Annotated in this window: 15 protein-coding genes and 1 pseudogene; 10 read left to right on the forward strand and 6 right to left on the reverse strand. The window is 65.5% G+C overall.

Going from position 1 to position 20896, the window contains the following annotated elements; all coding sequences use genetic code 11:
- The first annotated feature begins 42 nt into the window (after positions 1 to 42).
- From ACNFBT_RS04170 to ACNFBT_RS04180, 3 genes are read left to right on the forward strand one after another with little or no spacing between them, the layout of a single operon-like run.
- Entirely contained in the window at positions 43 to 567 is a 525-nt protein-coding gene (locus tag ACNFBT_RS04170) for a L,D-transpeptidase family protein (RefSeq protein WP_416746697.1), read from the forward strand.
- Between the two features lie 9 nt (positions 568 to 576).
- On the forward strand, positions 577 to 1575 hold the full coding sequence (gene nagZ, locus ACNFBT_RS04175; protein ID WP_416746700.1) for a beta-N-acetylhexosaminidase: 999 nt from the start codon (positions 577 to 579) through the stop codon (positions 1573 to 1575).
- A 9-nt stretch (positions 1576 to 1584) separates the two neighbouring features.
- A complete protein-coding gene (locus ACNFBT_RS04180) occupies positions 1585 to 2322 on the forward strand; it encodes an S-methyl-5'-thioinosine phosphorylase (RefSeq protein WP_416746703.1) in 738 nt (245 codons plus the stop codon).
- Positions 2323 to 2441: 119 nt separating this feature from the next.
- Here the strand turns inward: ACNFBT_RS04180 and ACNFBT_RS04185 are convergent, their stop codons facing one another.
- From ACNFBT_RS04185 to mfd, 3 genes are read right to left on the reverse strand one after another with little or no spacing between them, the layout of a single operon-like run.
- The gene (locus ACNFBT_RS04185; protein WP_416746705.1) at positions 2442 to 5723 is read right to left on the reverse strand and encodes an SNF2-related protein; all 3282 of its coding nucleotides are present in this window, start codon (positions 5721 to 5723) and stop codon (positions 2442 to 2444) included.
- Positions 5724 to 5744: 21 nt separating this feature from the next.
- A complete protein-coding gene (locus ACNFBT_RS04190) occupies positions 5745 to 6407 on the reverse strand; it encodes a CsiV family protein (protein WP_416746707.1) in 663 nt (220 codons plus the stop codon).
- Between the two features lie 12 nt (positions 6408 to 6419).
- Positions 6420 to 9884, reverse strand: a complete 3465-nt coding sequence (mfd, locus tag ACNFBT_RS04195) for a transcription-repair coupling factor (protein WP_416746709.1) — start codon at positions 9882 to 9884, stop codon at positions 6420 to 6422.
- A 140-nt stretch (positions 9885 to 10024) separates the two neighbouring features.
- On the opposite strand from mfd, the gene ACNFBT_RS04200 reads away from it, so the two are divergent.
- From ACNFBT_RS04200 to sthA, 4 genes and pseudogenes are all read left to right on the forward strand, one after another.
- Positions 10025 to 11488 carry a glyceraldehyde-3-phosphate dehydrogenase gene (locus ACNFBT_RS04200; protein WP_416746711.1) on the forward strand — a complete coding sequence of 488 codons (1464 nt, stop codon included), beginning with the start codon at positions 10025 to 10027 and terminating at the stop codon, positions 11486 to 11488.
- A gap of 106 nt (positions 11489 to 11594) precedes the next feature.
- A pseudogene (locus ACNFBT_RS04205) lies at positions 11595 to 12962 on the forward strand (amino acid permease); the annotation flags it as partial.
- 141 nt (positions 12963 to 13103) lie between these two features.
- Positions 13104 to 14147, forward strand: a complete 1044-nt coding sequence (locus ACNFBT_RS04210; RefSeq protein WP_416747197.1) for an FAD:protein FMN transferase — start codon at positions 13104 to 13106, stop codon at positions 14145 to 14147.
- A 200-nt stretch (positions 14148 to 14347) separates the two neighbouring features.
- Entirely contained in the window at positions 14348 to 15742 is a 1395-nt protein-coding gene (gene sthA, locus ACNFBT_RS04215; RefSeq protein WP_416746713.1) for a Si-specific NAD(P)(+) transhydrogenase, read from the forward strand.
- A 42-nt stretch (positions 15743 to 15784) separates the two neighbouring features.
- Here the strand turns inward: sthA and ACNFBT_RS04220 are convergent, their stop codons facing one another.
- The 3 genes from ACNFBT_RS04220 to ACNFBT_RS04230 are packed head-to-tail and all read right to left on the reverse strand — an operon-like array spanning position 15785 to position 17411.
- The gene (locus tag ACNFBT_RS04220; RefSeq protein WP_416746715.1) at positions 15785 to 16507 is read right to left on the reverse strand and encodes a glycerophosphodiester phosphodiesterase; all 723 of its coding nucleotides are present in this window, start codon (positions 16505 to 16507) and stop codon (positions 15785 to 15787) included.
- Positions 16504 to 16821, reverse strand: a complete 318-nt coding sequence (locus tag ACNFBT_RS04225; protein WP_416746717.1) for a phosphodiesterase — start codon at positions 16819 to 16821, stop codon at positions 16504 to 16506. Before ACNFBT_RS04225 ends, ACNFBT_RS04220 begins: the two co-directional genes overlap by 4 nt.
- A 14-nt stretch (positions 16822 to 16835) precedes the next feature.
- The gene (locus ACNFBT_RS04230; RefSeq protein WP_416746718.1) at positions 16836 to 17411 is read right to left on the reverse strand and encodes a PilZ domain-containing protein; all 576 of its coding nucleotides are present in this window, start codon (positions 17409 to 17411) and stop codon (positions 16836 to 16838) included.
- 124 nt (positions 17412 to 17535) lie between these two features.
- On the opposite strand from ACNFBT_RS04230, the gene ACNFBT_RS04235 reads away from it, so the two are divergent.
- From ACNFBT_RS04235 to ACNFBT_RS04245, 3 genes are read left to right on the forward strand one after another with little or no spacing between them, the layout of a single operon-like run.
- Complete coding sequence (locus ACNFBT_RS04235) at positions 17536 to 18789, forward strand: lipoprotein-releasing ABC transporter permease subunit (protein ID WP_416746720.1); 1254 nt, start codon at positions 17536 to 17538, stop codon at positions 18787 to 18789.
- Entirely contained in the window at positions 18782 to 19480 is a 699-nt protein-coding gene (gene lolD, locus ACNFBT_RS04240; RefSeq protein WP_416746722.1) for a lipoprotein-releasing ABC transporter ATP-binding protein LolD, read from the forward strand. Before ACNFBT_RS04235 ends, lolD begins: the two co-directional genes overlap by 8 nt.
- Positions 19481 to 19490: 10 nt before the next feature.
- Positions 19491 to 20738: a lipoprotein-releasing ABC transporter permease subunit gene (locus ACNFBT_RS04245; protein WP_416746724.1), complete on the forward strand. Its 1248-nt coding sequence runs from the start codon at positions 19491 to 19493 to the stop codon at positions 20736 to 20738.
- Positions 20739 to 20896: the final 158 nt, after the last annotated feature.

The following is a 20896-nucleotide window of genomic DNA, read 5'->3' on the forward strand; positions in this document are numbered from 1 at the left end:
CGCGCTGGGCGGTGCAGGCCTGATCGGCTAAAGTAGCCGGCCATGGCTGACCTCGATCTCCTCCATATATCCCTGTCCGATCAGATGCTCTACGGCTTTGCCGCGGAGCAACTGCGCGTGCGCCTGCCGGTGTCCACGGCGGCCAATGGCGCTGGCGAGCGCAGCGGCTCCGGTTGCACGCCGCGCGGCCTGCATCAGGTTCGCGCGCGCATCGGCGACGGGCTGCCCAGGGGCGCGGTGCTCAAGGGCCGGCGTTGGACCGGCGAAGTCTGGAGCCCGGCGCTGCACGATGAATTTCCCGGCCGCGACTGGATTCTCACGCGCATCCTCTGGCTCAGCGGCTGCGTGCCGGGGCATAACCGGATGGGCGAGGTCGACACTTTCCGCCGTTACATCTACCTGCACGGCACGCCCGACTGCGAACCCATGGGCACGCCGCTGTCCCATGGCTGTATCCGCCTGCGCAATGACGATCTGCTGGAACTCTTTCCCCGGGTTCCCCTCCATTGCCGGGTCCGTATCGAAGAGGCCGCCTGCCCGCAGTGGCAGGCGGCACAGATTATTTAAGGAATGCACATGCAAGGCTCCCTGATGCTCGACATCGGCGGTACCTGGCTGACCGCCGAGGACCGTCAGATCCTGCGCCACCCGGAAGTGGGTGGCCTGATCATCTTTGCCCGCAACATTGAGTCGCCACGTCAGGTGCGCGAGCTCTGCGCGGCCATTCGCGCGGTGCGTCCTGACTTGCTGCTGGCGGTGGACCAGGAAGGCGGTCGCGTGCAGCGCCTGCGCCAGGGCTTCCTGCGCTTGCCGGCGATGCGTGCCATCGCCGACAACCCCAATGCCGAACGCCTGGCCGAACAGTGCGGCTGGCTGATGGCGACCGAGGTGCTGGCGGTAGGCCTGGACCTCAGCTTCGCCCCGGTGCTGGACCTGGATCACCAGCGCAGCGCCGTGGTCGGCAGTCGCGCCTTCGAGGGCAATCCGGAGCGCGCGGTCGCGCTGGCCGGTGCGTTCATTCGCGGCATGCATGGCGCCGGCATGGCCGCCACCGGCAAGCACTTCCCCGGTCACGGCTGGGCGGAAGTGGATTCCCACGTGGGCATTCCGGAAGACGAACGCACGCTGGAGCAGATCCGCGCGGTGGACCTGGTTCCGTTCCAGCGCCTGTCCGGCGAGTTGGACGCACTGATGCCGGCCCACGTGATCTATCCGCAGGTCGATCCGAATCCCGCTGGCTTCTCCCGCCGCTGGCTGCAGGACATCCTGCGCGGCGAACTGGGTTTCGACGGGGTGATCTTCAGCGACGACCTGTCCATGGCCGGCGCTCATGTGGTGGGCGATGCCGCCAACCGCATCGAGGCTGCGCTGACGGCGGGCTGTGACATGGGGCTGGTGTGCAACGACCGCGCCTCCGCGGAACTCGCCCTGAGCGCCTTGCAGCGCCTCAAGGTCACTGCGCCGCAGCGCCTGCAACGCATGCGCGCCAAGGCCTGGCCGGGCACCGAATACAAGCAGCTGCCGCGCTGGCAGCAGGCCGTCGGCGAACTGCGCGCCGCACAACTGATCGATTAAGGAACTGCCATGACTGTCTACGCCATCATCGGCGGCACCGGCCTGACCCAATTGGAAGGCCTGACCCTGAAGGACTCCGTCTCCCTGGATACGCCCTACGGCGCGCCCTCGGCAGCCATCCAGCGCGGCGAGTTCGCCGGCCGCGAGGTGCTGTTCCTGGCGCGCCATGGCCATCCGCATCGATTCCCGCCGCACCAGGTGAACTACCGCGCCAACCTCTGGGCGTTGCAGCAGGCCGGCGCCGAGGCAGTGTTGGCGGTCAATGCGGTGGGCGGTATCCATGCCGCCATGGGCAGCGGCCACCTCTGTGTGCCGCACCAGATCGTCGATTACACCTGGGGCCGTGAGCACACCTACTTCGCCGGCGATATCGATCACGTCACCCACATCGATTTCAGCCATCCCTATGACGAGCCGCTGCGCCAGAAGCTGATCGCCGCGCTGCAGGCGCTGGGCTATCCGCACAGCAGCCACGGCGTCTATGCCGCGACCCAGGGGCCGCGCCTGGAAACCGTGGCGGAAATCGCCAAGCTGGAGCGTGACGGCTGCGACATCGTCGGCATGACCGGCATGCCCGAGGCGGCACTGGCCCGTGAGCTGGAACTGCCCTATGCGTGCCTGTCGCTGGTGGTGAACCCGGCGGCCGGCAAGTCCAGCGGGATCATCACCATGGCCGAGATCGAGCAGGCGCTGCACGAAGGTATCGGCAAGGTGCGTGAAGTGCTGGGACGGGTTTTGGTGAGCTGAGTCGTTCCGGAACCTCGGGCTTTCGCGGACAAGGTCCGCTCCTACAGGGCGCTAAGCTCAGCCACGGTGCGGATTCGAGGTCCGGTGTGTCGGCGTATAACCGCGAATGGTTGTACGCCCTACGGTTTCGGCAGGGGCGCGAAAAGGGCGTCGATATCGCTCTCCTGCAATTGCAGGCCAGTGTTCTTGCCATCCTCCAGTACACCGGCGGCCAATGCCGCCTTGCGTGCCTGCAATTGCTGGATCTTTTCTTCCAGGGTGCCGCGGGCGATCAGCTTGTAGACGAACACCGGCTTGTCCTGGCCGATGCGGTAGGCGCGGTCGGTGGCCTGCTGCTCCACGGCCGGGTTCCACCAGGGGTCGTAGTGGATCACGGTGTCGGCGGCGGTGAGGTTCAGGCCGGTGCCGCCCGCCTTCAGGCTGATCAGGAACAGCGGGACGCGTCCCTGCTGGAAGGCCTCCACCGGCTGGCGACGGTCGCGGGTTTCGCCGGTGAGCAGCGCGTAAGGAATGCCCCGTGCCTGCAACTGCGCCTGGATCAGTTCGAGCATCGAGGTGAACTGCGAGAAGAGCAGGACGCGACGTCCTTCCGCGAGCAGTTCGTCGAGCATCTCCAGCAGGGCGCTCAGCTTGCCCGAATGTTTCGCTGGCACATCCGCCTGCAGCAGGCGCGGGTCGCAGCAGACCTGGCGTAGCTTGAGCAAGGCATCGAGCACGACGATCTGGCTGCTCGCCAGCCCTTTCTGGCGTATTTCCTCGCGGACCTTGCGGTCCATCGCCAGGCGCACGGTCTCGTAGAGATCGCGCTGACGCTCGTCCAGCTCCACCCGGTGGGTGATTTCGCTCTTGGGCGGCAGTTCGGTGGCGACCTGGTCCTTGCGGCGACGCAGCAGGTAGGGCTTGATGCGCGCGTTCAGGTGCGCCAGGCGCTGGCTGTCACCGGCCTTTTCGATGGGATGGCGGTAGAGGCGCGCGAAATGGCGCGCATCCCCCAGCCAGCCCGGCATCATCAGGTTGAACAGTGACCACAGTTCGCCCAGGTGGTTTTCCAGCGGCGTGCCGGTCAGGCACAGGCGTTGCCTGGCATCGAGGCGGGCGGCGGCCTGGGCGGATTTGCTGCCGGCGTTCTTCAGGTATTGCGCTTCGTCGAATACCACCAGATGCAGCGGTTGCCTGGCCAGTTCCCCGATGTCCCGGGGGAGCAATGCATAGGTACTGAGCAGCAGGTCGTATTGCGCCAGGTCGTCGAAGTGCCGGTGGCGCTCGCTTCCATGCAGGGTGAGTACGCGCAGCTCCGGAGCGAAGCGCGCGATCTCGTCCTGCCAGTTGGCCACCAGGCTGGTGGGCATCAGCACCAGGGCGGGAAGGTCCAGGCGTCCGGCGCGCTTTTCCGTGAGGATGTGGGCCAGCACCTGCAGGGTCTTGCCCAGGCCCATGTCGTCCCCGAGGATTGCGCCGAGCCCCAGCTCGCGCAGCGCCTGCATCCAGGCGAGGCCCTGCAGCTGGTAGGGACGCAACTCTGCCCGCAGGCCGTCCGGTGTCACGCAGGGCTGCTGATGATAGTCGCGCAGACGCCGGGCAAGGCGCAGCAGGTGTTCGCCGCCTTGCCAGCGCAGCGGGAATTCGTCGAGTCGGGTCAACTGGCCGGCATCGCCGCTGGGGACCCGCAGGCGGGTGCCGTCACGTTGCAGGCTGCCCAGCAGCAGCCCTTGCAGCAGCTGGAGCATGGCTCGCACCCGGGCCACGGGCAGGCTCACGGTCAGCGGCCTGCCATCCTCCTGGCGCCGGGCGTCGAGGCGGACGGGGAGTTCGCCGTCGCCGGGGCCGTCGCGCAGTGCTGGCGGGCTCTTCCGGATCAGTTCCAGGAGCGGGTTCAGCAGGCTGACCTGCTGGCCATCGACCACTATCCCCAGTTCCAGGTCGAACCAGGCATGGCCGGGTTCCTCGTCGATGTGGGCGTACCAGTCTTCGACTTCGCTGAAGTCGAAGGGGAAGTCTTCGTCGATCTCGATCATCCAGCCCTGAGCGCGGAGCGTGGGCAACTGGCGGACGAGCTGTACCCAGTGTGCTTCCTCGGCGGGCCGGTAGCTTTCGTAGCGGTCGCGTAGTTCATCGGGCGTGGAGGACCTGTCGAGTTTCTTCAGGCCGAGTTTCTGCAGCGTCTTGCGCAGGGCCTGCTCGACCTGGGGTTGCCGCTCGACGACAACGAAGGTCCTGCCCTCCAGGTAGCGGATCGCCTCGCCGCTGCGCGCCGGGCCGTGGGTGAATTCCTTGCCATAGGCGAAGGTCAGGCAGGCCTGGTGCTCGTCTTCACCACTGCAACTGTCGTCGCGCAGGGTGCTCAGCCGCAGATGCGGTACGGGTTGGGCGTCCAGCCGCCGCTCCTCGACGGGTGTTGGCAGCGGTGCCTGCGGGGCCAGGGCCTTGAGTTGCAGGCCGAACAGCGCGGCCTCCTGCGGCGCCACCGGCGGCGCACTCGACAGGTAGCTGGCCAGCCCCTCCGGTAGATCGTGGTGCACTGGGCCGGCGCGCAGGGCGTGGCGATCGACGTACCATGGCGGAATCAGTTGGGTCAGCAACTGCGGCTTGGGGTTTGCGTCGGTTGTCCAACTGGCGATGTAGTAGCCGTCGTCACGGGTATGCCAGGCAAGCCGGGCGGGCAGTACCGGCCCGGCGTGCAATTGGCTGGAAGGGTCATCGAGCTCCAGAAACAGTTGCCCGTCTCGCAGGATCAACTCCAGCAGTTCTGCTCCGTCGCTGCCTTGCAGGATCACTTCGTTGGCATGGGGCTGTACGCCCGTCACGCCGAGTGCACGCAGCAGGATGCGCTGGTCCTGCTCGGTGACACCTTGGCCCAGGGCAAGGGCGATGGAGGCGATGCGCGGGTAACCCTGGAGCTGGCCGTTCTCGCTGCGCAGGGGCGTGTGGATGAAAACCCGACCGTTCCGGCTCAGTTGGTAAAACAGAGGCGTGCTGCAGGCTGTCCTGCTCTCGGGCCGTTCCTTGATCGCTGTCGGGGCATTCTTCAGCCAGGTCTGCAGGTCGGGAGACAGGCTGTTGATGGGGGCTGGGGCGGGTATAGCAACGGGATTTGGCGCGCTGCCGAGGCTGGCGTCCTGCTCATCCAGCAGATGCAGCAACACGGCGACGCAATGCTTGCAGTCGAAGCCGACCGGGCAGTCGCATTGGCAGTCGAGGGTGTCGCCGCTTCTGGAGAAGCTGATTCGCTGGCGATGCCGGCTGTTGTCCGATCCCCGGCACAAGCCCTCCAGCGAGCGCTCGGCGAGGCGCAGGATGCTTGCCCGGCCTTCCCGTGCGTAGGCTTCGCCACGTACCAGGGTGACCGCGGGGAAGAGGCGGCGCCAGGGTATGCGTTGCAGATGCTCGGCGAAGGGGACCATGGCGCGGCCTTTTTCGGGGCCTTATTGCTGGCTGGGCTGTGTCGGTGGCGGAGCGTCGAAGCCGCCGTCAGCCGGTGCGGCCGGCGCGGGCTGCTGAGGTGCGTCGGGGCCGGTCGGCGCTTCGTCTTCCATGCCGGGCGGCGGCGGGGAGGCGGGACGCGCATTGAGCGGGCTGACCTTGATCAGCATACCCAGGCTCGGGTGGTCGAGGTAGGTCAGCACGCTGTTCTTCAGGCTGGCTTCCTGGACCATGTGCTGGCTGGCAGAGAGCAGGCCGTCGGCGCTGAACTGGTTGATCCAGAAGTCGGTCTGGGTGTTCACGAAGCGCTGCTGGCTCAGGGTGACGCTACCTTCCACCGGGAAGTGGCCGTCCCGCTTCTGGCCTTCGGTCAGGGAAATCTTCACCGGGTTGGCATCGATCTCCTGGCGCCAGGCCTTGTGCATCAGGACCTGGAAGCCCTCGTTCTGCTTGAGCTTGGCGACCTGCGCGTCCATCGCAGTGGGGCGCGAGCTGTCCGGGCCCGGCGGCTGCGCGCCCTTGGCCCAGTCATCGGGAGCGGGACGGCTGGCGAACACGGCGTCGCCGGACTGCTGGAAGAGAATCAGCTCCACCTGGTAGGGCTCGGCGAAGGCCGCCGGCGAGAGCAGTGCCAGGGACAGCAGCAGGGGTTGGAACAGGCGCATTGCACGGGGTCCTTAGTGAGTCTGTGGCGTGAGGCGCTCGAGCAGCGCCTCCAGCGTGTTGAAGCGTTCTTCCGGGCGCTCCATGGGCACCTGGAACTTGAAGAGGGTGGCCCCTTCGAATTTGTACCGATTGGGCTGGCTCTGGATCATCTTGATCAGTACCAGCGGGTCGACGCAGGTATCGGCGGCGAATTCTACCCGGCCTCCCTGGGGGCCGGCATCTACCTTCACGATACCGAGCTTTTCTGCCTGCAGTTTCAGCAAAGTCAGACGCATCAGGTTCTTCGCCGGCTCCGGCAGCAGGCCGAAGCGGTCGATCATTTCCACCTGCAGCTCGCGCAGGCCGTCTTCGTCGAGGGCGTTGGCGATGCGCTTGTAGAGGATCAGGCGGCCGTGGACGTCCGGCAGGTAGTCCTCGGGGATCAGCGCCGGCACCCGCAGGTTGATGTCCGGGCCGCCGCCCAGGGGCTGCTCCAGGTTCGGCTGCTCGCCCTTGCGAATGGCCTTCACCGCGCGTTCGAGCATTTCCATGTAGAGGGTGAAGCCCACTGCCTGGATCTGCCCGCTCTGGCCTTCGCCGAGCAGTTCGCCGGCGCCGCGGATTTCCAGGTCATGGGTGGCCAGCACGAAGCCGGCGCCCAGGTCTTGGGCGTTGGCGATGGCCTCCAGGCGCTTCTCGGCATCCGGGGTCATCTGCTTGCGCGGCGGGGTGAGCAGGTAGGCGTAGGCCTGGTGGTGGCTGCGGCCGACGCGGCCGCGCAGCTGGTGCAACTGGGCCAGGCCGAACTTGTCGGCGCGCTCGATGAGGATGGTGTTGGCGCTGGGCACGTCGATGCCGGTTTCGATGATGGTCGAGGCCACCAGCACGTTGAAGCGCTTGTGGTAGAAGTCGCTCATCACCCGTTCCAGTTCGCGCTCGTTCATCTGCCCGTGGCCGATGCCGATGCGCGCCTCGGGGACCAGCTCGGCCAGGTCGCGGGCGCACTTCTCGATGGTCTTCACCTCGTTGTGCAGGAAGTACACCTGGCCGCCGCGCAGCAGTTCGCGCAGCAGGGCTTCCTTGATCACCGACTTCTGCTCTTCCATGACGAAGGTGCGCACGGAGAGGCGGCGTGCCGGCGGCGTGGCGATGATCGACAGGTCGCGCATGCCGGCCACGGCCATGTTCAGGGTGCGCGGGATCGGCGTGGCGGTGAGGGTGAGGATGTCCACTTCGCTGCGCAGGGCCTTGAGCTGTTCCTTCTGGCGCACGCCGAAACGGTGTTCCTCGTCGATGATCACCAGGCCCAGGTTCTTGAACTTGACGTCGTCCTGCAGCAGCTTGTGGGTGCCGATGACGATGTCCACCTTGCCTTCGGCCAGTTGCTCGACGGCGCCTTCGACTTCCTTGGCCGACTTGAAGCGGCTCATCACCTCGACCGTCACCGGCCAGTCGGCGAAGCGGTCGCGGAAGCTGTTGTAGTGCTGCTGGGCGAGGAGGGTAGTGGGCACCAGCACGGCGACCTGCTTGCCGCTGTGCACCGCGACGAAGGCCGCGCGCATGGCCACTTCGGTCTTGCCGAAGCCCACGTCGCCGCAGACCAGGCGGTCCATCGGCTTGTCGGCGAGCATGTCGGCCACCACCGATTCGATGGCGGTCTGCTGGTCCGGGGTTTCCTCGAAGGGGAAGCCGGCGGAGAAGGTGGCGTAGTCGGCCTGCGGGTCCTTGAACGCGTAGCCCTTGCGCGCGGCGCGACGGGCGTAGATGTCCAGCAGCTCGGCGGCGACGTCGCGGACCTGTTCGGCCGCCTTGCGCTTGGCCTTCTGCCAGGTTTCCGAGCCCAGCCGGTGCAGCGGCGCCAGGGCGTCGTCGCTGCCGGTGTAGCGGGCGATCAGATGCAGGCTGGCCACCGGCACGTAGAGCTTGGCTTCTTCGGCGTATGCCAGGGCCAGGAATTCGGCATGCTGGCCGTCGATCTCCAGGGTGATCAGGCCCATATAGCGGCCGACGCCGTGGTCGATGTGCACCACCGGTGCGCCTTCGCGCAGTTCGGTGAGGTTCTTGATGACGTTCTCGCCACCGTCGCGGGTCTTCTCGCGGCGGCGGCGCTGCATGACGCGCTGGCCGAACAGCGGGCTTTCGGCGATCAGGGCGATGCCCGGCTGACTCTTCTGCGCTTCCAGCAACAGGCCTTCGTCCAGCGGCGCGATGGTGATCGCCAGGCGGTCCTTGTGGCTCAGGAAGCCCGGCCAGCCTTCAACTTCCACCGGGCGCAGCTTCAGTCGTGCCAGCAGTTCCAGCAGCACCTCGCGGCGGCCGGCGGATTCGGCGGTGAACAGGATGCGCCCGTCGAACTGCTCGATGAACTGGCGCAGGCGGGCCAGCGGCTCGTTGGCCTTGGCCTCGATGGCCAGTTCCGGCAGCGGCTGCGCGGGGAAACGCTCGCGGCCGACGCCCGACTCGATGGGGTCGGCGCTGACCACCACGCGTGGCCAGTTCTTCAGGCGGGCGAAGCAGTCCTCTACCGGCAGGAAGACTTCAGCCGGCGGCAGCAGCGGACGTTCCGGGTCGTAGCGGCGGTCTTCGTAGCGGTTGCGCACGTCGGTCCAGAACTGCTCGGCGGCGGTCTCGATGCCCGGCAGGGAGAACACCTGGGTGTCCTGCGGCAGGTAGTCGAACAGCGTCGAAGTCTCACCATCTTCGAAGAACAGCGGGATGTAGTACTCGATGCCGGCGGGTGTCAGGCCGCTGGCCAGGTCCTGGTAGATCGGACAGCGGCGGTAGTCGACGTCGAAGCGCTCGCGGAAGCGGCCACGGAAACCGGTTACCGCCTCCTTGCGCAGCGGGAATTCGCGGGCCGGCAGCAGGCGGATGCTTTCCACCTTGTCGATGGAACGCTGGGTTTCCGGGTCGAAGGTGCGCAGCGTCTCGATTTCGTCGTCGAACAGGTCGATGCGGTAGGGCAGCTCGCTGCCCATCGGGAACAGGTCGATCAGCGCGCCGCGCACGGTGAATTCGCCGTGTTCGTAGACGGTATCGACGTAGCGGTAGCCGGCGGCCTCGAAGCGGCTGCGCATCTGCTCGACGTCGAGCTTCTGGCCGACATCCAGCACCAGGCTGCTGCCGAGCAGGAACTTGGCCGGCGCCAGGCGGTGCAGGGCGGTGGTGATGGGCACCACTAGTACACCGCGACGCAGCTCGGGCAGCTGGTACAGGGCGGCGACGCGCTGGGAAATGATGTCCTGGTGCGGCGAGAACACGTCGTAGGGCAGGGTTTCCCAGTCCGGCAGCTGCAGCACCGGCAGGTCCGGCGCGAAGAAGCGCAGCTCCTGCTCCAGGCGCTCGGCGCTCTGGCTGTCGGCGGTCAAGAGCAGGGTGAAACGATTGGCGGACGCCGAGGCTTCGGCAATGGCAAGGCTCAGGGCGGCGCCCGGCAGGTTGCCCCAGGATTGCTTGCCGGCACTGGTCGGCAGCGAAGGAATGCGCAGTACGGACACGGGCGTTCGTGGCTCCGGTCGAGGAATTTGACCGGTCGGATTGTAACTATCCCGATTGACGGATGTCAGTCATGCGACGGTCGCGGATTGCCGGAGAAGATTCACGCCGTCATAATGTAGCCCCTTTTTTCTTCTCCTACATGTGGAAGGTATTGCCCGTGACCCAGAAGCCCGACCAGTGTCTCGGTGAGTGGATCGATCGTGAAGCCCTCGCGGAAGCCATGATTCCGCTGATCGGCCAACTCTACCGTAACAACAACGTGGTGACCTCGATCTACGGCCGTGGCCTGATCAACCGTTCGGTGATCGCTATCCTCAAAGCGCACCGTTTCGCCCGTCACCGCCTGGCCGAAGGCGGCCTGTCGGTACACGACACCTTCCCGATCCTCAAGGCGATGAGCGAGCTCAAGCTGGGCGCCGCTTCCGTCGACCTGGGCAAGATGGTTGCCAAGTTCAAGGCCGAAGGTAACGGCCGCAGCATCGAGCAGTTCACCAAGGACGAGCTGGCCGACGTGGTCGGCAAGCAGAACGGCGGCGCCCGCGAAGGCACCGACGTCGTGCTGTACGGCTTCGGCCGCATCGGCCGCCTGCTGGCGCGCATCCTCATTGAGAAGACCGGTGGCGGCGACGGCCTGCGCCTGCGCGCCATCGTCGTCCGCAAAGGCGCCGAGAACGACCTGGTCAAGCGCGCCAGCCTGCTGCGCCGCGACTCCGTGCATGGTCCGTTCGAAGGCACCATCACCATCGATGAAGAACACAACACCATCACCGCCAACGGCAACCTGATCCAGGTGATCTACTCCAACGACCCGGCGTCGATCGACTACACCCAGTACGGCATCAAGAACGCCCTGCTGGTCGACAACACCGGCAAGTGGCGTGACGCCGAAGGCCTGGGCCAGCACCTGAAGTGCCCGGGTGTCGACCGCGTGATCCTGACCGCTCCGGGCAAGGGCGCGCTGAAGAACATCGTGCATGGCATCAACCATGGCGACATCACTGCTGACGACAAGATCGTTTCCGCCGCTTCCTGCACCACCAACGCCATCGTGCCGGTGCTGAAAGCCGTGAACGACCAGTACGGCATCGTCAACGGCCACGTCGAAACCGTTCACTCGTTCACCAACGACCAGAACCTGATCGACAACTTCCACAAGGGCAGCCGTCGTGGCCGCGCCGCGCCGCTGAACATGGTGATCACCGAGACCGGTGCCGCCACTGCAGCCGCCAAGGCCCTGCCGGTTCTGAAGGGCAAGCTGACCGGCAACGCCATCCGCGTTCCGACGCCGAACGTTTCCATGGCGATCCTGAACCTGAACCTGGAAAAGGCCACCAACCGCGAAGAGATCAACGAGTACCTGCGCCAGATGGCCATGCACTCGGACCTGCAGAAGCAGATCGACTTCGTCTCCTCCCAGGAAGTGGTCTCCAGCGATTTCGTCGGTTCCCGCCATGCGGGCGTCGTCGATGCCGAGGCGACCATCGCCAACGACAACCGCGTCGTCCTGTACGTGTGGTACGACAACGAGTTCGGCTACAGCTGCCAGGTCGTCCGCGTGATGGAAGAGATGGCTGGCGTCAACCCGCCGGCTTTCCCGCACTGAGTAAGGCGCAATAGGGAAACGGGAGCTCTCGGGCTCCCGTTTTTCGTTAGTGGCACCCGATACCAACGATAAAATCTGCCAATCCCTGAACGTGGAAAGACTTCAAATGGATGGACATCATCTGCATGAAGGCGAGCTGAAGCGCGGCCTGAAGAACCGCCACATCCAGCTGATCGCCCTCGGCGGCGCCATCGGTACCGGCCTTTTCCTGGGCTCTGCCGGCGTCCTGCAATCCGCCGGCCCGTCGATGATCCTCGGCTACGCCATCGGCGGCTTCATCGCCTTCCTGATCATGCGCCAGCTCGGTGAAATGATCGTCGAGGAGCCTGTCGCCGGTTCCTTCAGCCATTTCGCGCACAAGTACTGGGGCGGTTTCGCCGGCTTCATGTCCGGCTGGAACTACTGGGTGCTGTACATCCTGGTGGGTATGTCGGAGCTTACCGCGGTCGGCAAGTACATCCAGTTCTGGTGGCCGGACTTCCCCACCTGGGCGACCGCGGCGGTGTTCTTCGTTCTGATCAACGCCATCAACCTGTTCAACGTGAAGGCTTTTGGCGAGACCGAGTTCTGGTTCGCGATCATCAAGGTCGTTGCGATCATCGGCATGATCCTGCTCGGCGTCTGGCTGCTGGTCAGCGGCACCGGCGGTCCGCAGGCCTCGGTGAGCAACCTGTGGGCCCACGGCGGCTTCTTCCCCAATGGCTGGAAGGGGCTGATCATGGTCCTGGCGATCATCATGTTCTCCTTCGGTGGCCTGGAGCTGGTCGGCATCACTGCCGCCGAAGCCGCCGAGCCGAAGAAGGTGATCCCCAAGGCGATCAACCAGGTCATCTACCGGATCCTGATCTTCTACATCGGCGCCCTGGCCGTGCTGCTTTCGCTGTATCCCTGGGATGCCCTGCTGCAGAGCATCAGCAGCGCCGGCGATCCCTACAGCGGCAGCCCGTTCGTGAAGGTCTTCTCGTTGCTGGGCAGTGACATCGCGGCCAACATCCTGAACTTCGTGGTGCTGACCGCCGCGCTGTCGGTCTACAACAGCTGCGTGTACTGCAACAGCCGCATGCTCTTCGGCCTGGCCGAGCAGGGCGACGCCCCGCGCGCCTTCGCCAAGGTCGATGATCGTGGCGTACCGCTGTTGGCCATTGGCGTCTCGGCCTTCATCACCCTGGCCTGCGTGGTGGTCAACTACGTGATCCCGCACCAGGCGCTGGAGCTGCTGATGTCCCTGGTGGTCGCCGCCCTGGTGATCAACTGGGCGATGATCAGCCTGGCCCACATGAAGTTCCGCAAGGCCATGGTGGCCAAGGGCGTGCAGCCGTTCTTCCGCGCGCTGTGGTACCCCTTCGGCAACTGGCTGTGCCTGGCCTTCGTGGTGTTCATCCTCGGCATCATGCTGCAGATCCCGGGCATCGACGTGTCGGTGTACGCGATCCCGGTGTGGATCGTGCTGATGGGGGCGTGCTACCTGTTCAAGCGCAAGTCCCCGGCCAAGGCCAACGCCTGAGCCGGTTGAGAAACGGGAGCTTCGGCTCCCGTTTTCTTTTGGTAATGCACCTTTGCCGCAGCGGAAACAGTGGCGCGGGGTGCTTGCGGTAGAATGCCCGGCGCCGCGCGCCTGGCGGCGAAGGAGAGAACCTTGTCCCGTGCAAGACTGCTGATCGTGCTGTTGATTGCCGCGCCTCTGTTTGCAGGCCTGGGCGGTTGCGGGCAGTCCGTCGAGCGCTTCGGTGGCCCGACCATGGGCAGCAGCTACACGGTGCAGTACGTGCCGGCCGGCCAGTCGCCGGATGCCGCGAAGCTCAAGACCGAGGTCGAGACGATCCTGAGCGGCCTGGACGAGCAGTTCTCCACCTACCGTGACGATTCCGTGGTGTCGCGCTTCAACGCCTTGCCGGCCGGCGCGTGCATGGCGTTGCCGGCGGACATGCTGGCGCTCTGGCGCTACGGCGAGGCGCTTTCGCAGCAGAGCGGCGGCGCCTTCGACCTCACCGTCGAGCCGCTGATGAACCTCTGGGGCTTCGGCCCGCAGTCGCGCACCGAGCGGGTGCCGGCGGCCGCCGATCTGGAGCGCGAGCGCGCCCGCGTCGGCCATCAGCATCTGCATCTGAATGGCGAACAGCTCTGCAAGGACGTCAACGCGCAGCTGGACTTCGACAGCATCGTCGCCGGCTACGCGGTGGACAAGGTCAGTGCGCACCTGTCCGAGCTCGGGCTTACGGACTACCTGGTGGAGATCACCGGCGAGCTCAAGGCCGTGGGGCGCAAGCCGGACGGCACGCCCTGGCGCATCGCCCTGGAAGTGCCCAATGGCGAGCGCGAGCGGCAGGTGGAGCGCTCGGTGGCGCTGGATGGCTTCGGGCTGTCCACCTCCGGCGACTACCGCAACTATTTCGAGGAAGGTGGGCAGCGCTACTCGCACACCCTCGATGCGCGCAGCGGCGCGCCGGTCAGGCATGCGCTGGCGGCGGTCACTGTAGCCGATGCGCAGGTCTTGAACGCCGATGGCCTGTCGACCCTGCTGATGGTGCTGGGGCCGGAGGAGGGCTATACCTTTGCCGAGCAGCACGGTCTGGCGGCGTTTTTCATCGTGCGCCAGGGCGAGGGCTTCGTCACCCGCGTGACGCCACGCTTCGAAGCGCTGTTTCCGACGCCTGAATGAAAGCTTCGCCGGGCATGATGGTGCGGTGCCGGCATGTAGTGGAGGCAAAATTCGCCTACCTGCCGACCAACCGCTAATGTGCAGCCTTTTGCCGCAGGGCTAAGCTGCGCCAATGATTTCGATCCGCCTCGGCGCATGTGGTGCCGGGGCTTCGCCGGGAGCGCCACGCGGGCGCCCCGGCCTGTTCTGAAGGAGTACGCATGGCTGTCTACAACTACGACGTGGTGATTCTCGGCACGGGCCCGGCGGGCGAGGGGGCGGCAATGAACGCCTCCAAGTACGGGCGCAAGCTGGCGGTGGTGGACAGCCGTCGCGTGGTCGGCGGCAACTGCACGCACCTGGGCACCATCCCGTCCAAGGCACTGCGTCACTCGGTGAAGCAGATCATCGAGTTCAACACCAATCCGATGTTCCGCCAGATCGGCGAGCCGCGCTGGTTCTCCTTCCCGGACGTGCTGAAAAGCGCCGAGAAGGTCATCACCAAACAGGTTGCCTCGCGCACCGGCTACTACGCGCGCAACCGCATCGACATGTTCAATGGCACCGCCAGCTTCGTCGACGAGCGCACCGTTGAAGTGGTGACTCCCAGCGGCGCCGTGGAGCGCCTGGTGGCCGACCAGTTCGTCATCGCCACCGGTTCGCGCCCGTATCGCCCGTCGGACATCAACTTCAACCACCCGCGCGTCTACGACAGCGACACCATCCTCTCCCTGAGCCACACCCCGCGCCGCCTGATCATCTACGGAGCCGGCGTGATCGGCTGTGAGTACGCCTCGATCTTCAGCGGCCTGGGCGTGCTGGTGGACCTGGTTGACACCCGTGACCAGCTGCTGAGCTTCCTCGACGACGAAATCTCCGATGCGCTGAGCTACCACCTGCGCAACAACAACGTGCTGATCCGTCACAACGAGGAATACGAGCGCGTGGAAGGCCTGGACAACGGTGTGATCCTGCACCTGAAGTCGGGCAAGAAGATCAAGGCTGACGCCCTGCTGTGGTGCAACGGCCGTACCGGCAACACCGACCGCCTGGGCCTGGAGAACATTGGCATCAAGGTCAACAGCCGTGGCCAGATCGAGGTGGACGAGAACTACCGCACCTCGGTGTCGAACATCTATGCCGCGGGCGATGTGATCGGTTGGCCGAGCCTGGCCAGCGCCGCCTACGACCAGGGCCGTTCGGCCGCTGGCAACATCGTCGAGCACGACGGCTGGCGCTTCGTGAACGACGTGCCGACCGGCATCTACACCATTCCGGAGATCAGCTCCATCGGCAAGAACGAGCACGAGCTGACCGCCGCGAAGATCCCCTACGAAGTGGGCAAGGCATTCTTCAAGGGCATGGCTCGCGCGCAGATCTCCAACGAGCCGGTGGGCATGCTGAAGATCCTGTTCCACCGCGAAACCCTGGAAATCCTCGGCGTGCACTGCTTCGGCGACCAGGCCTCGGAGATCGTCCACATCGGCCAGGCGATCATGAACCAGCCGGGCGAGCTCAATACCCTGAAGTATTTCGTCAACACCACCTTCAACTATCCGACCATGGCCGAAGCCTACCGCGTAGCGGCGTTCGACGGCCTGAACCGGATTTTTTGAAATACCCTGACCGGCGGCCTGAGCCGGTCGGGGGGAACCTGCTCAGCGATTCCCGATCGTGGCAGTGGCCAAACCGGGAAAGTCTGTAATCAGGCTATCCACGCCAAAATCAGCGAGCCGGCGCATCAGGGCCGGCTCGTTGACCGTCCATACAGACACATGGAGCCCCTGCTTCTGCGCTTTCAGCAGACGCTCCGGGGTGCACAGCATCCAGTTCAGCGCCAGCAGATCGCAGCGGTAGTGCGCGGCGACCTTCAACGGGTCGAGCCAGGCGTACTCGGCCACCAGCCCGCGGGACAGCTCCGGCGCCAGCTCTTCCAGGGCGCGCAGTACCGTACGGGAACTTGAGGTCACGGTAATCCGGTCACGCAGGCCGAAACGGCCCACCAGGTGATGGATCGCCTGCACCGTGCGACCGGCGCGATCCTTCGAGGCGCTCTTGACTTCCAGTTGCCAGTGCTCGAACTCGCAGCGCTCGAACAGCTCCGCCAGGCGCGGGATAGGGCAGGGGCGCACCCAGCCTGGGCCGCCTTCGCGGGCGTCCATGGTCACCAGGTCGTCCGCCAGTTGCTCGGAGACCTTGCCGCGCCGGCCGGTGGTGCGCTTGAGCGTCGAGTCGTGGATGACCATCAGTTCGCCGTCGCGGGACAGGTGCAGGTCCAGCTCGCAGCGTTTCACGTTGTGCTCCAGGCAGCGCTGGAAACTGGTCAGGGTGTTTTCCGGTGCTTCGCCTTTGGCGCCGCGATGTCCATAGATCAGAGTCACTGGGGCTCCTTGGGAGACGGATTCTGGGGAGACGTAAGGGGGTGTGCGTGGTGCTGGCGCACCGCATCGATGACGCGGCCGCTCTCGAAATAGACGCTGAATTCACGGTAGTCCCAGCGGGTGATCGGCGGCTTGCCTACCGGTGGATGCTCGTTGTCCGGCAGGCCGAAGCGCTCCAGCACGGCGTTCTGGCTCTCCCCGCGGGCCGGCAGGACGATATGCGGATCGCCCTGGTCGCCCACCGGGATTTCCAGGGTATCGGCCATCAGTGGCAGGGGTGTGGCAAGGCAGAGCAACAGAAGCAGGTGGCGCATGGAGTTCCCTTTGTTCATTCGCCGCGGGCCTTGGCCAAGCGGCGCTCCAGCGCCTGGCGCTGGAGGATGTGACGGGCCAGCAGTTGGCGCTGAGCATCGCTGAGTGTCTCGAATTCCGTGCCGATCTCGTAGCCGCCCTCGGAATCCTGCCGGCAGTGGGTGACCTTGGCACGCAGCAGCAGGCCCAGGCCCTGGGGCAGCAGGACGATCTTCAGTGCCAGGCCCTGGCCGACCGGAAGGGGCTGCTCATCGCGAAAGTCGATGCCGCCTTCCGACAGCGTGACCTGCCGGGCCGGACCGATCTCGCGCAGCAGGCTCTGGGTCAGGGCCTGGGCGATCAGGTCGATGCGCTTGTTGATCACCTTCAGGTAGCTGGCCAACGGGCGGTCGCGCTCGTTGATATGGCGCAACAGGTGCTGCGACTCGAAGTCGGTCAGGTGCAGGTCGCTGAGCAGGTTGAACAGCGCGGAATCATCCTGAAGCACTTCTCCAGACTGGATCTCGTCCTCGCGCAGCGGGCGAAATTCCAATGCGAGCGTGTCTTCAATACGATAGTATTCGCGGCGGTCATCCGCGTCTGGAGTGGACATGGCGAACCCACGGCGGCAGTGATGGTCTGAGTGTAAAGCCGCCTGCCGAGCCTCGCCACACGGAAGTCGAACGCCAGAGGGAACCGGCGCCCGACGCACACTTCATCTTCTCAATCGGCCCCACATGTTCAGACCCCTTTCCGTCTACATCGGAACGCGCTACACCCGCGCCAAACGCCGCAGTCATTTCGTTTCCTTCATTTCGCTCACCTCCATGATCGGCCTTGCGCTGGGCGTGGTGGTGATGATCGTCGTGCTCTCGGTCATGAACGGCTTCGACCACGAGATGCGTACCCGCGTGCTGGGCATGGTGCCCCACGCCACGGTCGAGTCGTACCAGCCCATCGAGGACTGGCGCGGCATCGCCGGGCAGATCAAGCAGCAGCACCCCAACGTGCTGGAGGTCGCGCCCTTCATCCAGATGCAGGGCCTGCTCAGCGCCGGCGGCACGGTGCAGAAGGTGCTGATCAACGCGGTGGACCCGAGCGAGGAGAGCAAGGTCTCGATCATTGACCAGTTCTTCCAGGAAGGTTCGTTGCAGAGCCTCAAGCCCGGCGAGTTCGGCATCCTGATCGGCGACAAGGCGGCGAAGAACCTCGGCGTGAAGCTGGGTGACAAGGTCACCTTCATCGCCCCGGAAGTCTCGGTCACCCCGGCCGGCATGTTCCCGCGCATGAAACGCTTCACTGTGGTGGGCACCTTCCACGTCGGTGCCGGCGAGCTGGACGGCTACGTGGCCATGGTCCACATCGACGATGCCGCGCGCATGCGCCGCCTCAAGGACGGCCAGGTCGAAGGCCTGCGCCTGAAGCTCGACGACCTGTTCCAGGCGCCGCGCACCGCCTGGGAAATCGCCCGTACCCTGAAAGGCAACGACTACTTCGCCCGCGACTGGACCCGCAGCCACGGCAACCTCTACCAGGCCATCCGCATGGAGAAATCCATGATCGGCCTGTTGTTGCTGCTGATCGTCGCGGTTGCTGCGTTCAACATCATTTCCACCCTGGTCATGGTCGTTACCGACAAAAAGGCCGACATCGCCATCCTGCGCACCCTGGGCGCCACGCCGGGGCAGATCATGGCGACCTTCATGGTCCAGGGCACGGTGATCGGTGTGATCGGCACCCTGATCGGCGGCGTGCTGGGCATCCTCGCGGCACTCAACGTCAGTGGCGCCATCGCCTTGCTGGAGCGCCTGCTGGGCCACAAATTCCTCAACGCGGACGTCTACTTCATCGATTACCTGCCCTCGCAGCTGATGAGCGAGGACGTGATCCTGGTGTGCAGCGCCGCGCTGATCCTGAGTTTCTTCGCCACCCTGTATCCGGCCTGGCGTGCGGCGCGCACCCAGCCCGCGGAGGCATTGCGTTATGAGTAAGCCGACCCACCACGACCTGGCCGTCCTTAGCTGCCGCGACCTTGGCAAGCGCTACGAGGAGGGCCCGCAGTCGGTCGAGGTCCTCTCCGGCGTGCAGCTTGAGCTTCTGCCGGGTGAGCGCGTCGCCATCGTCGGCAGCTCCGGCTCGGGCAAGAGCACCCTGCTGAACATGCTCGGCGGCCTCGACACGCCCAGCTCCGGCAGCGTCTGGCTGGCCGGCGAGCAGCTGTCGGCGCTGAACGAGAAGCAGCGCGGCCTGCTGCGCAACCGCGCGCTGGGTTTCGTCTACCAGTTCCACCACCTGCTGCCGGAGTTCACCGCGCTGGAGAACGTCTGCATGCCGCTGCTGATCGGCAAGACGCCGATCCCCGAGGCGCGCCAGCGCGCCACCGCGCTGCTGGAGCGCGTGGGCCTGGGGCACCGCCTGAGCCACAAGCCGGCCGAGCTGTCCGGCGGTGAGCGCCAGCGCGTCGCCATTGCCCGAGCCCTGGTGAACACGCCGCAGCTGGTGCTGCTCGACGAACCCACCGGCAACCTCGACCAGCATACCGCCCACGGTATCCAGGAGCTGATGCTGGAACTGTCGCAGTCCCTGCGCACCGCCTTCCTGGTGGTGACCCACGACACCCACCTCGCCCAGCAGATGGACCGTGTGCTGCGCCTGGAGGAGGGCCGGCTGGTCGCCGCCTGAGAATACGCCCATGTTCAGACCCCTATCCGTCTTCATCGGCACCCGCTACACCCGGGCCAAGCGGCGCAACCACTACATCTCGTTCATCTCCCTGACCTCGATGATCGGCCTCGCCTTGGGCGTGCTGGCGATGATCGTGGTGCTCTCGGTGATGAACGGTTTCCAGAAGGAAATGCGCTCGCGCATCCTCGGCATGGTTCCGCATGCCGTGCTGCAGCCGGTCAGCGGCCCGCTGGACGACTGGCAGCGCGTGGCCGACGCGGCGAAGAAGAACCCGCAGGTGGTCGGCGCGGTGCCCTACACCGAAGTCGACGGCATGCTCTCGTACAAGGGCCTGATGCAGCCCATCGAGGTGGATGGCGTCGACCCGGCGCTGGAAACCCAGGTGTCGATCATCGGTCAGCACATGGTCCAGGGCCGTTTCGACGACCTGAAGGCTGGCGAGTTCGGTGTTGTCATCGGCGAGATCACCGCGCGGCGCTTCCACGTCAGCGTTGGCGACAGCCTGCTGCTGATCGTCCCCGAGCCTAGCACCGCGCCCGGCGGCATCACCCCGCGCATGCAACGCCTGAACATCGTCGGCGTGTTCAAGGTTGGCGCCGAGCTTGACAGTTCGCTGGCGCTCATCCATGTGGACGATGCCGCCAGTCTGATGCGCTGGCAGCCGGGCCAGGTGCAGAGCGTGCGCATCGCCCTGAAGGACCTGTTCCAGGCGCCGGATATCGGCGCGGCTATCGCCAAACAGCTGGGCGACGGCTACCGCTCGGTGGACTGGACCCATACCCAGGGCAGCCTGTTCAGCGCGATGAAGATGGAAAAGACCATGATCGGCCTGCTGCTGTTGCTGATCGTCGCCGTCGCCGCCTTCAACATCATCGCCACCCTGATCATGGTGGTGGCCGACAAGCGCGCGGACATTGCCATCCTCCGTACCCTGGGCGCGACCCCCAGGCAGATCATGGCGATCTTCATGGTGCAGGGCACGGTGATCGGCCTGATCGGCACCGTCATCGGTTGCGTGCTGGGCGTCCTGGCGGCGTACAACGTGACCACCATCGTCGCTGCCCTGGAGCGCGTCGCCGGTACCCACGTGTTCAACTCGGACATCTATTTCATCAACTACCTGCCGTCCGATCCGCAGGTGCTGGATATCGTCCTGATCTGCGTCGCGGCGCTGTCGATGAGTTTCCTGGCCACGCTGTACCCGGCCTGGCGCGCGGCGTCGACCCAGCCGGCGGAGTCGCTGCGGTACGAGTGATTAACCGGCCCATGAAAAAGCCGCCCCAAGGGGCGGCTTTTTCGTTATGGAGTGCGCTGTGTCTGGCGTAGGGCGTACAACCGTTCGCGGTTGTACGCCGTTACACCTGACGTATCGTCAACTCCATCGTCGAGACGGGGCAGCTGTGCTCAAGCGTA

This window comes from Pseudomonas sp. NY15181, assembly GCF_048068055.1.
Lineage (GTDB): Bacteria > Pseudomonadota > Gammaproteobacteria > Pseudomonadales > Pseudomonadaceae > Pseudomonas.